General features: G+C 36.1%; 9 protein-coding genes. 3 read left to right on the top strand and 6 right to left on the bottom strand.

Annotated features, from left to right (window positions below):
* Positions 1-6 precede the first annotated feature (6 nt).
* Complete coding sequence (locus NG806_RS01280) at positions 7-1,422, top strand: inorganic phosphate transporter (RefSeq protein ID WP_261511643.1); 1,416 nt, start codon at positions 7-9, stop codon at positions 1,420-1,422.
* A 44-nt stretch (positions 1,423-1,466) separates the two neighbouring features.
* Positions 1,467-2,297 carry a universal stress protein gene (locus tag NG806_RS01275; RefSeq protein ID WP_214834092.1) on the top strand — a complete coding sequence of 277 codons (831 nt, stop codon included), beginning with the start codon at positions 1,467-1,469 and terminating at the stop codon, positions 2,295-2,297.
* A gap of 314 nt (positions 2,298-2,611) precedes the next feature.
* Here NG806_RS01275 and NG806_RS01270 read toward each other — a convergent pair whose 3' ends face one another.
* Genes NG806_RS01270 through NG806_RS01260 form a run of 3 tightly spaced genes read right to left on the bottom strand, consistent with a single transcriptional unit; the run spans position 2,612 to position 8,307 of the window.
* Entirely contained in the window at positions 2,612-4,066 is a 1,455-nt protein-coding gene (locus NG806_RS01270) for a SusD/RagB family nutrient-binding outer membrane lipoprotein (RefSeq protein WP_261511642.1), read from the bottom strand.
* 17 nt (positions 4,067-4,083) lie between these two features.
* A complete protein-coding gene (locus NG806_RS01265; protein ID WP_261511641.1) occupies positions 4,084-7,041 on the bottom strand; it encodes a SusC/RagA family TonB-linked outer membrane protein in 2,958 nt (985 codons plus the stop codon).
* Between the two features lie 15 nt (positions 7,042-7,056).
* Positions 7,057-8,307 carry an alkaline phosphatase family protein gene (locus tag NG806_RS01260; RefSeq protein ID WP_261511640.1) on the bottom strand — a complete coding sequence of 417 codons (1,251 nt, stop codon included), beginning with the start codon at positions 8,305-8,307 and terminating at the stop codon, positions 7,057-7,059.
* Between the two features lie 259 nt (positions 8,308-8,566).
* On the opposite strand from NG806_RS01260, the gene NG806_RS01255 reads away from it, so the two are divergent.
* On the top strand, positions 8,567-9,397 hold the full coding sequence (locus tag NG806_RS01255; protein WP_261511639.1) for a GLPGLI family protein: 831 nt from the start codon (positions 8,567-8,569) through the stop codon (positions 9,395-9,397).
* Positions 9,398-9,430: 33 nt separating this feature from the next.
* On the opposite strand, the gene NG806_RS01250 is transcribed toward NG806_RS01255, so the two are convergent.
* From NG806_RS01250 to NG806_RS01240, 3 genes are all read right to left on the bottom strand, one after another.
* Positions 9,431-10,576: a PepSY-associated TM helix domain-containing protein gene (locus tag NG806_RS01250; protein WP_261511638.1), complete on the bottom strand. Its 1,146-nt coding sequence runs from the start codon at positions 10,574-10,576 to the stop codon at positions 9,431-9,433.
* A 14-nt stretch (positions 10,577-10,590) separates the two neighbouring features.
* Complete coding sequence (locus tag NG806_RS01245; RefSeq protein ID WP_261511637.1) at positions 10,591-12,957, bottom strand: TonB-dependent receptor; 2,367 nt, start codon at positions 12,955-12,957, stop codon at positions 10,591-10,593.
* A gap of 1,246 nt (positions 12,958-14,203) precedes the next feature.
* On the bottom strand, positions 14,204-14,680 hold the full coding sequence (locus NG806_RS01240; protein ID WP_261511636.1) for a hypothetical protein: 477 nt from the start codon (positions 14,678-14,680) through the stop codon (positions 14,204-14,206).
* Between the last annotated feature and the right edge of the window lie 3 nt (positions 14,681-14,683).

Raw genomic sequence — 14,683 nt, 5'->3', positions numbered from 1 at the left:
CACATTATGCTTTTAAATAAACTCATCCCTTTCTTAGGGGAATCAGATTTAACTACAGGTCTTGTCATCGTTTTTGCACTTTGTATGCTTGCAGTGGTAGCATTTGAATTCGTTAATGGATTCCATGATACAGCCAACGCAGTAGCCACCGTTATTTATACGAAAGCACTTAAACCTGTTATTGCCATTCCATGGTCGGGATTATGGAATTTCTTAGGTGTTTTTACAGGTGGAATTGCTGTAGCCATGGGAATATTGAAACTGGTCCCAATGGATACCTTAATGACCTTGCCAACAGCTGTTGGAGCAAGTCTTGTACTTGCCGTGTTGCTAGCGGCTATCATTTGGAACTTAGGGACCTGGTATTTAGGCATCCCTTGTTCAAGTTCACATACTCTTATTGGTGCTTTGATCGGTGCCGGCTTAGGCTTTACATGGTATTATGGGGGTAATGGCGTAAACTGGCATAAAGCTGAAGAAATCGGTTTATCACTTATTCTTTCCCCTATTGTTGGATTTGGTTTAGCCATTTTACTGATGCTGTTTTTAAAACATGTAGTCAGATACAAAGCTCTTTTTCATATCCCTGAGGGCGAAAATGACAGACCTCCTTTATTAATCAGAGCCATTCTGATAACCACCTGTACTTTGGTGAGCTTTTTTCATGGCAGTAACGACGGTCAAAAGGGCGTTGGTCTGTTTATGCTGATACTGATTGCTTTTCTACCCGCCAAATTTGCAATCGACCACAGTATTCCTAACGATAAAATTATCACTACGCTACACCAAACGGAAAGGATTTTGCAAACAATTGCTGCAGACAATACGAAAAATAGTACAGAATTCACCAAGCTCAATACTGATATTAATGCTGTAAAAACACATCTTAAATTTAAAAGTGAAAAAGATAAGGAAGGGACTTATAAATTCAGAAAACAAGTAGAAGCGCTGGTAGAATCAATTAAAGCACTTAATGAAAATAAAGTCCTCGTCATTAATGAAAGTAATAGAACAGCCCTTAACCATCAGGCATCTGAACTTAAAAAACTAACCGAATTCGCTCCCATCTGGGTTATTATTGCAATTTCTGTTTCATTGGGATTAGGTACAATGATAGGCTGGAAAAGGATTGCAGTAACCATCGGAGAAAAAATAGGAAATGAACATTTAAATTATGCCCAGGGCGCTTCAAGTGAAATTGTGGCAGCATCCACTATTGGTATGAGCACACTTTTGGGGTTACCGGTAAGTACGACCCACGTATTATCAAGTGGTATCGCAGGTTCCATGGTTGCATCAGGCGGTAAAAGCAACCTGAATGCAGGTACATTAAAAAGTATCGGTCTTGCCTGGGTACTTACCTTACCTGTTTCTATTTTATTATCTTTATTGTTATTTCTATTCTTCCATCTGTTTATATAAGATCACAAATTTTGATTAATTCACTTTATTAAAACCGAAAAAAAATGAAACAAATACTTGTTGCCTCAGATTTTTCAAACAGTGCCAGCAATGCGATGGTATACGCATTGTCTCTTGCTAAAATCCTGCAGATGGAAATTGCGGTTATTCATGCTATACATCCAACAGAAGGCATCAATAACAGCACATACAATGCTATTTTCATTGAAGATTATTACGCTAAAAAAAGATCTGCCTTAAAAGAATGGGCCGAAACGTTCAAACAAAATGAAGACTATAAAGATGTGCAGGTTAAAACCATATGTGATGTAGGCTTTTTGCGTAAGGTCATCACCAAATATGTCGAATATAATTCTGTATCATTCCTGGTAATGGGTGTTACCGGTGCAACAGGCATCAAAGGAATTGTGGGTAGCAATGCCAGCATGGCGGTTACAAAAATGCGTATTCCAACATTAATTGTGCCTTTAGAAAGTACTTTACCATCTGTTCCGGTGGTCACCCTGGCTACGGATTATAAAACAACCAGATTATCAGTAAGGGATGTTAAAGCACTCAACCAGATACTGAAGGCAACCAAGCCAAAGAAGCTGGAGATCCTTCATATTTCCGAAAAGGATATGGATCCTAAATCCATAAAAAATGGTGAAAAAAAATTAAAAGAACAGCTTCCTTCGGTAGAAATTAACTTTAACTATGTTGAGGATGACGGTAAAACATCAAGCGGAATTATAGATTTTATAGAGCAAAATGAAACCGATATCCTCTGCCTGGTAAAACGAAATCATAATATCATTTACCGCTTATTTGCAAGCAGTACTGTAAATGAGGTATTAAATAAATCCATCAAAGCCATATTGATACTTCATGAATAAAATGAAACTGATCTCTTTATATGCCACGATAAAAAACTCCTGCCTCATTGAGACAGGAGTTTTATTTGTGATCAGTTTTAATTAAGCTTTAAACTTTAAAGAAGTTCTGTTTGAAATCAAATTTTTATAATCTTACTATTTCAAAAGTAAATACTTCTCGATACGATTTTTTCAAAATCTACTCGAAGTGACGTTGTTCATTTTCTCCTCACAATACAAACATTCTTCTACCGTCAGATCGAGTGTTTTTCGTAATGAAATGGAGGAAAATGTATCGAGATCTATTTAAATAAAACATTAAGTTTATTTATCTTTTATTTAATCAGCCACATGGTTTCATTAATATCATCACCACCCGGATATTGCTTGGTAATGGCACTGTTAAGATTTGCATTGTTCGTGCTATTTTCTGATGCAGGGTACATCCATCTTTTAGGAATTTTTCCATTATTCAAAATACCCGGTCCATCTGTATTGAACTTAGGAAATCCCGTCCTTCTCTGATCATAAAATATTCTCCAGCCCGTATTAAAGAACAATGCCGTATGCTTTTGATCCATGATTTGTTCGATCTCTGTTCCAGGCTGCAGATTGATGGATGGTTGTGCTAAATAGGCACTAACATCAGTTGGATTTATTTTATAAAAGCTCATAGAAGCATTAATTGCTTTCAGATAATAGGTATTTGCATTTCCACTGATCCATCCACGTACAACCGCTTCGGCTAAAACAAACTGCAGTTCTGAATACCCCATTAGTAATGTAGGTTCGTTGATTGGATCATCAAAATATCTTGGATTAATCCTTGATGCCAACCCATTAGAAGCTTTTATAGAATTTTGCCCTAAATCTCCACTGCCGTACAATCCATCATAGAAACTAAAAGGATCTGTCGGTGTGGTTCCTACCGTGCTCGTTTTCTTTTCAGCCATTTTAAATAACCTTGGATCTTTAGAAGTTTTAAGCTTATCTACAAAACTCTGTTCCATATAATAAGCTGTTTTCAAATCATTACTGTTAAAAAATGGATACCGGTTATTGACAAGATTATAGAAGGATAATTGCCCACTTTCTTCACTCGTTTCCATAATTGGATTTTGTGCAGGATTATTTACAATATCAGCAAATGTCTGTTTCACATTCAGATCTGTATCATTTGTCTTTTTGGACAAATCCATTAAAATTCTCAAACGGTAAGAATTGATCAGTTTTCTCCACTTAAACAAATCTCCATTATAGATAATATCGCCTCTTATCACTGTACTCATATTAGCAAGCTCCGTATTAGCCAAGGCCAGTTCGGCAAGAACATTTTTATAAATACTTTTCTGATCATCATATTTTGGATAAAAATTATCCATTTTTATTGCTTCATTATAAGGAATATCACCAAAAGTTTCAGATAATGAGATAAAATAATAAGCCTTGAAAAAACGAGCCAATGCTACATACTCCTTCCCCCCTTTTTTATTCGCTTGCTCTACCATCTTTTCCACCTGCTTAATATTGTCATAAGCATCAAAAGATCCCCTCTGCCAGTTGTAATACTGTTGAGCATTCACTCCATTGATGTAGGTGAGCTGTCTGGATGCCAGGGCAGCTTCAGCCTTAATATTACTAAAGGCACTTACTTCAATTCCGGGAAGGATATTTTCGGCATCCACACTTGTTTGACGATTGGGATCATCCTGAAAATCTTCAGTCTTGCTGCAACTTATTACGCTTGCTGCTGATATTAATAGGAATATGTATATTCTAGCTGCTTTCATTTCTTTTGTTTTTATAATTAGAATTTTACATTAAGATTTACCCCAAAACTTCTGGTCGCCGGAGTCTGAAGTTGGTCTACCCCGGAATCGGGATCCACATTTTTAATCTTTGAAGCCAACCAGAGGTTTCTTCCGATCAGAGAAATACTCGCTGAAGAGACATTCAGTTTTTCTGCAAAAGATTTTTCGAAATTGTAGGTAAGGGTAACTTCTCTTAATTTAATAAAAGTTTGTTTGTAATAATGGTAATTGCGTTCAAAAGCGTTGCTCGTACTTTGCATATAGGCATTGTAATTTACTGCAACATCATTTTGAGCGAAAACACGGGTATCAGATTTTATATTCCCATTCTGATCGTATGTAATAGAGCCACTAACCACTCTTACCCCTGGTGCGATATAGGTATTATTTCCTGCATTAGCATCATCCCTGTACTGATTCACTGTTCCCGGATCAATACCACCCCACCACATTTTCTGGTTGGTTGTAGAATACATTGTTCCACCAATTCTTCCATCAAACAGTAATGAGAGTGAGAAATTTTTATACCCAAAGTTATGAGAGAATCCATAGGTCCAATCCGGATCAGAATAACCCATGTTGGATTCGAATGGCGCTGTAGAATTCACAGGATATCCGTTTTTCAGAACCAGTTGCCCATCAGGTGAGGTTTCATAAGGTACTGCAGTTAATTGATCCGCCCTCTGACCTTCTCTGATGAAGTTCTCCCTGCCATTAGCAGGATTATAAATCGTCGTATATCCATTTCCTCCATAGGCTTCTTTTAGATATCTACGGTAATGACTCAAATTCAGCTGAGTACTCCATCTAAAATCTGATTTCTTAACAATATCCGCATTTACGGTAATCTCCACTCCTTTTCTTTGGAAAACATTTCCATTTGTTTTAAAATAATCATAACCTGCACTTTCTGACAAAGGAATATTGGTCAGATTATTATAATCGCGGGTTTGATAGTAAGCCACATCTAAATTGATCCTATTTTTCAACACCGCGATATTAGTCCCTATCTCCCATGAGTTTGAGGTTTCAGGTTTTATATTCGCGTTGATGAGGGTATTTCCAAAAGAAAATGTTGACTGCCCATTCCAACTGATATCATTTTTTGTAAATGCAGAAATATAGCCATAGGTATCATCGGATATTTTACCGTTGGAAACCTGTGCTAAAGATCCTCTCAGTTTAGCAAAACTTATCCATTCAGGAAGAGTGACCAGCTGATTCAGCATTACTGATCCGGAAACAGATGGATAGAAATAGGCATTATTTCCATCTGGAAGCGTGGATACTTTGTCATAACGTGCAGTCATATTCAGGAAGAACGCTTTGTAAATCTCCATATCTACATAACCATACACACTATTGATCAGTTCATATTCTTTTCTATTTCCCTCCTTTGGAGCAAATAAAGGCCCTACACTGTTAAAAAGGTTATACCAGCCTGGATTTACCAAACCATCGGTACGTATTTCACTTTTCTTAAGCTCTCTGTAATAATTGGATACATAGCCCTCTCCTGTCAGCATAAAGTTTTCAGAAAACCTATTCTGGTATTTAAGACCTAGCTCGGAGGTGATATCAAGATAATTCCCATTTATCTGGGTATAGTTTCCTAATGATTTATTACCATATCCAATATAACTTTTAGGCTCCTTATACTCACGGTTCAAAGCATATACATTAGTTCCGACACGAGCTTTGGCAGATAATTTCGGAATAATCTGATATTCCATGTTTACATTCCCCATTACATTGTCCTTATAATAAGGTCTTTGGTATTCATAAGCCTGAAAGTAGGGGTTATTATAATAAGACACATTGTAATGTCTTTGTTGATAACCTTCTTTTCCTGCTACCCAATAATTTCTTAAATCTCTTACATCTACATCAGCACCCGTCCATAATACCAGATTATAAAGATAGTTGGTCGGCCCATAGCCTACTTCCGGGAAATTGGAAGTATATTCTCTATTGTAGGTTAAGGAAGAATTGATCGTAAGGCCTTCAATAGGGTTTACAGAACCTGCCAAACTTATTGATGTTGTTTTCAGATCTGTATTCGGAACAATACCTTTCTGGTAAATATTGGAAAGGGAAAGCCTGAAAGTTGCTTTGTCATTTCCCCAGTCCACACTGATGTTATTGGACTGAATAATTCCGGTATCGAAGAAATTTTTAATATTATTCTTTCCGCGGGAGATCCATGGTAGTGGTATTGGTTTTCCGGTTGTCGGATCAATCGGGCTGTTGTATTGTGGGGTTTCATAATATCCGCTTGGCGTAGAAGGATCTTTCTGATCTAATTTTGGTCCCCAGATCCATCCACCTCCTTCGCTTCCAGAGCCGCTTCCATCTATGTAAGCATATTTCCCGTTATTTCCGCCACCGTAAACGGTCTGAACCTTTGGAATACGGATAAAAGAACTTTGAAACATCGTAGAGTTATTAAAGGAGATACTCATTCTTCCTTTTTTTCCCTTCTTGGTCGTAATCATAATCGCCCCGTCTTTACCAACAGATCCATACAAAGCAGAAGCTGTTGGACCTTTCAGTACACTGATATTATCAATATCATCAGCATTGATTCTCCATACATCAGCCGTTCTGTCTGGGATTCCATCGATAACGATAAGTGGTTTAGACCCTCTTAAATTAATTCCCGGATCCTGAAAAAGGTCGGTACTGTTCTTAATCGTTAGTCCTGCGACACGTCCTGAGAGTGAGTTGACAAAGTTCGATTCTTTTGCTTTTTCGAAAACTTCGCCTTTTACCTCCTGTACTGCATACCCTAATGTTTTCTTTTCTTTCTTGATTCCTAAAGCTGTAATAACAACTTCATCGATCTTTTTTTCGTGGGTCGCTATCGTATCAGCAGCATCTATCTTCTGTACATTTTGACCATAAACTTCTAAGCCTGTGACTAAGCCCAGGCCGATTAAAAGGTGTAATTTCATAAGTAGATTCCTTATTTATTTGGTTGTGATCCAGGTATTCAGAAAACCTTCTTTGGTTTTGAGAACGATCTTATAGATATTGGAATTGTTAATTTTTAATGTAGAACTAAACTTACCACTGCCAAGATTTGCCTGTCCCAATAACTGGTAAAGATCTTTACCTCCTGTTTTAAAATTATTGGTATCTGTAATATATACTTCACCAAGTTCTTTAGAAGGACCCATTGTTTTCCAGGTAAGTTCCAGTGTTTTATCAGAGGTTAAAGAAGCCTTTAACTGATAAGCAGTTCTGTTTTTAAGTAAGTCAATACCATCTATTTCCTGCTGAAATATTTCGGGAACACTCAGGCTCATAAAATCTGTGATGGTAGGTAAAATATCCGTAACTCCAACCCGGTTATTCTTTGCATAGGTATTTATCGTTGGCTTGTTAATAGCGATCCATGTGTTACGCTCTCTATCACTCTGTCCGCCATGACCTTTTCCATTGCTTGCAGATCTTCCGTGATCTGTAGTCACGACGAATAACCAGTCTTCCCCATGTTTCGCTTCACGTTCTTTTACCGCATCATATATTTTTCCGATCAAACGGTCTTCATAAGAAATCGCTTTATATAAAATATCACCATCACCATGACGATGTCCCATATCATCTGTAAATTCTAAATAAACCCATGATAGATCCGGTGCATTTTCTTTGATATAACTGGCTGCTTTTCCGGCTACCAGACTATCGATCTTACGGATGTATCCACTTTGCTTATCATGTGGAAAATGCAGGGTGTCCTTTTCCATTCCATCGTAGAAAAAATCCATTTTTATTTTCCTTGTAGCATCAAGGTTTTCACCAATCAGCTTTGTACGGTTGTCTTCCCAAGTTGAAAATACAGCCGTCTTTTTATTGGGAAACTGATCCTTGAAAAGTCTGAAAATCGTTGGGTAACTGTAATTAGGATCTTTAATATCGTTATCAAACACATTATGCTTGTTTACCCATGTTCCTGTCAGCAAGCTGTTATATCCTACTGCAGAAATGGTTGGCGTTTCGCTATAGCCCCCTTTTTCTCCACCTACATAAGCTTTCAGTAATGCACCATCTTTTTTAATCCGGTTAAGATTGGGAATATCAGCTTTGTTCAGCATATCTTCAGCGATACCGTCTACAATGATAAAAACTACTTTTTTCTGGGGTATATTCTTTTGAGCAAAAGCATTGCAGCTAAGAAGAGAAATAAGAATAATTACGGGATTTTTCAGGAACTTCACTTTATCTTTTTTTATCCTGGCAAAATTCCACAAAAAACACGCACTACCTTTTAACAAAACATTAACAAGTTTAAATAATATATTAACTTTCATTAAACCCTTTGGCATACATTAAAATACAGATATAAGCCTTTATTGATAAGCGTTAATAAATTATATCACAATATCCAGATTAAACTTTAAATTTTACTATTTTTACATTTATTGTATTAAAAAACAATATATTAACTCAAGTATAACTGACCTTTAATTTTAAGAAATGTATAAACTCATCTTCCTTTTCTTATTTGTTTCATCAATTATTAACGCTCAAAATAAACGTTTTGTGTATGAATATTTTTTAGCAAAGGATTCAACCCATCTGGAAATTAAAGAAAAAGAATTTTTAAATCTGGATATAGGGCAACAAGGATCTAAGTTTTATGCTGCTGAAGTTTTAAAACTGGATTCTTTAATAAAAAATAAAGAAACCCCAATGGGTGATTTCCCTTATCAGAACATCAATTTTTTGGATGTCGTTATAAAAAATTATCCTGGCTTTGACATCAATTTCTACACAAACTGCCTTATTGATTATAAAGTAAGTTTACAAAAGAAATTGGACTGGAAGATTTTTCCTGAGAAAAAGAATATTTTGGGATACTCTGCTCAAAAAGCAACCACTACCTTATACAAAAGAAAATGGACGGTATGGTTTACCACTGATATTCCGGTGCAGGATGGCCCTTACCTGCTTCAGGGTTTGCCTGGTCTGATCATAAAAGCGGAAGATGAAAACAAAGGTATTTCATTTAGTCTGATCGAAATAAAATCATTGCCTCAATTCAACATCAATGAAATACCCTATTATTTCCAGTCAGATCTATTATCGATTAATGAAAATGATTTAAAAAAAGCTATTAAAAATTTTTATGAGAAACCTTCTGTACAAATGAATGATGAAGCTCATCAGGATAATGGTAAAAAGATGACTTTTTATATGGAAGGTAAAGAAGTTTCAAGCTCCGAATTTTACAGAATTATGGAGCAGAATAACAAAAATGCCCTAAAAAAGACTAATAACCTTTTGAAGTATGATATTATAAAATAGAGTGATTTTTTTAAATCCCAAAGCGTAAGTTATCTATTGTTTTACCTCCAGTTTTTTCAAAACTCTATGCTGGTGATGATGCTTTCTCGGTTTTTTCTTTTTCGCTTTCCTCTTGTTCCACCACATGATAAAGCCGGTGACAGGTAAGGAAGCTCCGATCAATGATGCCAAAAGCCATAAGACCTTTCCTATAATTCCGAAAAATTTTCCTGTATGAAGATCGTAATTAGCCGCTTCCACCGTATCTGCTGCGTTATTGTTTTTGTATAGCTTGCCACGTAAGAGTTCTCCTGTTTTCTGGTTAAAAAAGAATGTATTTTGTTTACGGGCCGACCATTGGTAAGGATAGATCATCCGCACACGCATTTCATCTTTTTTCCTAATTGAATAAGTCATTGAAATAGCACCCGGGTAAGTTTCAGTAAGTGTTTTATAGATCGCATTATATCTTACTGCTAAATTAGCTTTCGGATCAATAGTCATCTTCATTGAATGATCTCCCTTACTTAATTTGGAGTTGGTTACAAACTCTACAGCCGTTTTAACCCCTGAAAAAGCAAAATAAGTTCCTGTAAGCGCGATAATGATCAGAAAGATCGAGGCATAGAATCCTAATACATTATGCAGATCATAAATTTTCCGTTTTACAGAAGCTTCCCATTTGATCGTTAAACTTTGTTTCGCCTGTTTTACTTTTGCAGGATACCAAAGGATTAAGCCGGTTATCAGCATGCATAAAAAGATCACGACGCTCCAGCCCTGAATCATTTTACCCGTTTCACCCATCATCAGGGAAGTATGCAGATCATAAACCACATTGAGCCAGTCACTGCCTTGTTTGCCAACCAAATCTCCGGTATATGGATTAAAATAAAAGACCTGTTTCTTTTTGTTCAGGATCTGAACAGTTGCACCAGGTTCATTTTCGGTTATTCTGATCGAATTGATCTTCTCTTTCGGGGCGATCTCCTGGAAATTCAGAATGATCTTTTCAAGCCCTATAAAAGGTTTTGATTCGGGTTCAACATGCAGGCATTCTTTACCCATTGAATCCCGTATCTCCTCTTCAAAAACATACAGGGATCCGGTGATACAAATCACAAAGACGATAATCCCGGTCACTAAACCCAGCCACAAATGAATCTGTCGTATTGCTTTTTTAAATTTTTTGTTCGCCACCGAATCCCTGATTATTAAAATTTAAATGTAAAACTTCCTGTCACTCTGGTCGGATTCTGAGCTGCCAGACGGTACGACCAATATTTTTCGTTGGTTAAGTTATCGATTTTAAAACCGATTCTGAATTTAGGTCTGTCATAAAAAACTGAAGCATCCAATACCGTGTATTCAGGAATGCTGAAGGTGAAGGTATGGGTATTCGTCTGATAATATTTGCTTCCATAAATTCCACCGATCCCAACACCTAAACCGCTCAACGGTCCATTGATAAAACGGTAACTCGCCCAAAGGTTCGCCATCGTTGGAGAACTTGCTGTGGAAGGTCTTAAACCATCTACATCAGCACTCGCTTTCGCATATTTACTGTCGTTGTAGCTGAATCCAGCCACAATATTTAATCCTGGAATTGGATTGGCGATCAATTCAGCTTCGAAACCTTTGCTGATCTGTGTTCCATCCTGAATCAGGAAACTGCCTTCCGTATGATCCAGGTCAGGACGGGTCATATTCGTTACTCTGATATTGTAGTAACTCACGGTGGCACTGATCTTATTAAGATCCAGTTTCACCCCACCTTCCCATTGATTGGCCTGGCTTGGCTTAAAAGGATTTCCATTAAAATCAGAACCTCCTACGTTGTTGAAGCCGTTCATATAATTGGTAAACAAAGATAATTTCTTGTCAATTAACTGATATAACAAACCGAATCTCGGAGAAAATGCTGTCTGGTTATAATCTCCAACAGTAAGATCTTTCTCCGGGTAATATGACCCTTTATTGAAATACCGGTCTAGCCTTACTCCTGCCATTGCGATGAATTTATCAGTCACATTAAAAACATCAGACACATACGCGCTGTACGTCTGTTCGTTGTTCGATGTAAAGTTATTGAAGGTTACATTATTGAATAATGGTTCTATTTTCGATATCGTAAAATTATTGTAAGCCGCACCCGGGTTTCTGTAATCAATGGCCGGCATATTAACGGTGGCATCATTACGGTAGGCTTTCAGGCTGTAAAAATCCACACCTGCAACCACTCTGTTTCTGTGCTCTCCGATTTTAAAATCCCCGATAAAATTCTGTTGAATATCCGTTCCGTAATAAGGGTAATCCTGCTTCGTCACCGACTGTCTCAGTGTTGTATCCGATAAAGCAGATAATGATACCACATATCCTTCCGAAGAAGATCTCGTGCGGGAAACGATCGTTTGTGAGTTCCAGGTATCCGATATTTTATACTTCATCTGCGCAAAAATGTTGTACTGCTGTCCGTTATAGTTTACCGTATTATTGGCAAAAGAACGGCTATAAGGGATATTCATATCCTCTATGCTCGTTGCCAGTGCCGGTTTAGTCGGATCTTTGCTAATGTAAGGGGCTAATCTTGTTGGGGAAGTTCCTTTCAATACACCGAATTCTACATCCAATAAGAAAGTCAGTCTGTCATTAACAGCATAAGAAAAACTTGGTGCTAATAAAAAGCTTCTGTTGAACCCTGCATCCTGGAAACTGTTTTCGCTATGAAAAGCCGTATTGAATCTCAATAACATTGTTTTTTCCGGGTTCAGCGGAGTATTGATATCTGCCGTGAAACGGTTCAGATCCCAGCTTCCTGCTGAATAGGAAATTTCTCCTTTGAAAGTATCGAAAGGCTTTTTCGTTACCCTGTTGAACAAACCTCCAAACGAAGAAATGGTACTTCCAAACAAAGTCGCTGAGGGTCCTTTGATCACTTCAATACGTTCAAGGTTAGCCGGATCGATCGTGTTATACGTAAAACTCCCTACTCCATTTCTCACCAACTGTGGCGTTGGAAATCCACGGGACATATTGGTTGTTCTTCCCTGGTTTCTTACTTCTGCAATACCTGCTCCGGGAATATTTTTGAAAGCACTGTTATAATCTGTAATATTCTGCTCTTTCATCAGCTCCTTGCTTACAATGGAATACACCTGTGGATTTTCCATGTTTTTTAAAGGCATTTTGGAAACGTCATTACTTTCTTTTTTAGCGAAACGGTTTCCTCCGGAACTTACGATCACCTCTTCCAGTTTTTGGGAAGAATAATCCAGTTGTATGTTTAAAAGTACATTTTCGTTTTCGGGAGTGATCTCTATTTCCTGGGAATATCCATCAGATTTTCCTTTGGCAACCTGTATGGTATATTTTCCGGGAGGAAGGTTTTTAAGCTCAAAACTCCCATCTGCTCCTGCAGTAGTGGTTATATTCAGTTCCTTTACTTTTACGTCAACGCCTTGTCCTGTGTTTCCGTCAGCTGTTGTTACAGTACCTGTAACAGAGCCATTGTTTCCCTCTTTCTCCTGTGCCATCCCCATTGAAGAAAAGAAGACAAACAAAATAAGTAATTTCAATTTCATTATTATTATTTAGTCTTATTATTAATAGCGTGCAAATTACTGGAATTAAACTCACTAAAACAAGACAAAATTTGAGTTTAAGGAAATTATAATAAAATTAAATATATCCCTGATTGGTGGGCGGTTAGAGGTTATACGATACAGCGGCTTATTTACAATAACTCTAAAAAAACAATCATGCTTTATTTAAGCATGATTGGGTGGGTTTTGACCTTTTATTTTGTTGAATAGAAAGAGATTTAATTTATTAATTGTTGCCAATTTAATTTTGACACGAACAAGACTGTCGCTCAAGTAGGAATTAAAATATAGTAGCTTATTCTAAAGGAGAATCAAATAAAAGATTTTTCACAACACCAATTGTAAGCATAATGAAAAAGAAGAGTAAAAAGTAAACGAAAAAATTGATAAAACGTTTTTTATTATCATTGTTTTCTAAAATATTAGAATTATTACTATTTACGGAATTCTTTAGCCCTAAAGCAAATACAACAATAATTGATGTAAATATGACGTAAAGAATAATGGATTGTTTCAGTTCAAAAAACAATAATATGACTGAAATATCTAATAATGCGATAACCCAACTTAATTTAAATATTTTAAAGGACAATATATTTTTCCCCAACATTAAAAACATTGAATTTGAAAATATGATGATAAGGAGTATTATTTGTAAAATTATATTCATAATGTTGAACTTGAAAATTAATATATGAAAGGATTTGGAAAATTACCCCCCACTAGAGCAAGTTGCAAATTTAAACGAAATTATAGTGAAAGATCCCAGAAAGTGAAGTCTCCTAAGTCAATTTATTGCTTGTTACTTTATTTAGGCATAAGCAAGGTACTCTCATCAGTAGTGAATTCTCATTTCTCCTATTTTACTTTTAGAATATTGTTATAAAAAAACTGTTATTTCATTAAAAATCAACAATATAATTCCCCTCGCTGGCGCGAGCGTCACGCTCGTTGCCCATTCACTAATTACAAATTTAAATCTATTTCCAAAATTTTCTGATCATTATTATAGTAATTTCTTGCACTACTATATTTCCATTCATAAGGCTCTGTTACAAAACTACTTTCAGACTCACTTAACTTTTAATCATAAATAAAAATCCGAGAAAGTATACCTTCTCGGATTTATTTATAGATTGTTAATCTTTATTCGGACACAAGCGTGACGCTCGCGCAGCAGGCAGGGGAATATCTATTTTAGCATAAGTAATGTTCATTAATTTACTCAATTAGAATAAGGACAATTTCTAAATATTGGATAAAACTTTTTCAACTTATCAGATAGCTCTCCTTTCCTATCTTCATATTGTAATGATTTTTCATCACTAATTATCCACCATTTGCTATATCCATCATAATACACTGTATCATTTGCAACATTATTATTTTTATACAAAATAAATGAATAGATAATGTGGTTAGAGTATTCAGGACTGGAATTACCTAAAAATTTCGATTCTTTAACAGTGGTAATTATGTCGTTATAATTTAGCAAAGTGAAATTTTGTGTTATAAATGTATTATTCTTTTTATTATCCTCCCAAAAATATTTTTTTTCAAAACTAAAGTCTGAATCACTCGCAATGCTTTCTTGTTTAAACAAAATAACCGATTGGGTATCTTTTTTTGTTTCCGAATGAGAAGAACAAGAATTTGTAAAAAAAAATATTGAAAAAAAAATGATTAATATACTCTTATTCATATT

The organism is Chryseobacterium paludis, assembly GCF_025403485.1.
GTDB classification, from domain to species: Bacteria; Bacteroidota; Bacteroidia; order Flavobacteriales; family Weeksellaceae; genus Chryseobacterium; species Chryseobacterium paludis.
Note: the sequence above shows the minus strand (reverse complement) of the source record. Positions and strands in the feature narration are given on the sequence as shown.

Bases quoted from the DNA above. Each gene is read 5' to 3' on its own strand.
- NG806_RS01280 (WP_261511643.1), top strand. From the start codon at position 7: ATGCTTTTAAATAAACTCATCCCTTTCTTAGGGGAATCAGATTTAACT.
- NG806_RS01275 (WP_214834092.1), top strand. From the start codon at position 1,467: ATGAAACAAATACTTGTTGCCTCAGATTTTTCAAACAGTGCCAGCAAT.
- NG806_RS01270 (WP_261511642.1), bottom strand. From the start codon at position 4,066: ATGAAAGCAGCTAGAATATACATATTCCTATTAATATCAGCAGCAAGC.
- NG806_RS01265 (WP_261511641.1), bottom strand. From the start codon at position 7,041: ATGAAATTACACCTTTTAATCGGCCTGGGCTTAGTCACAGGCTTAGAA.
- NG806_RS01255 (WP_261511639.1), top strand. From the start codon at position 8,567: ATGTATAAACTCATCTTCCTTTTCTTATTTGTTTCATCAATTATTAAC.
- NG806_RS01245 (WP_261511637.1), bottom strand. From the start codon at position 12,957: ATGAAATTGAAATTACTTATTTTGTTTGTCTTCTTTTCTTCAATGGGG.
- NG806_RS01240 (WP_261511636.1), bottom strand. From the start codon at position 14,680: ATGAATAAGAGTATATTAATCATTTTTTTTTCAATATTTTTTTTTACA.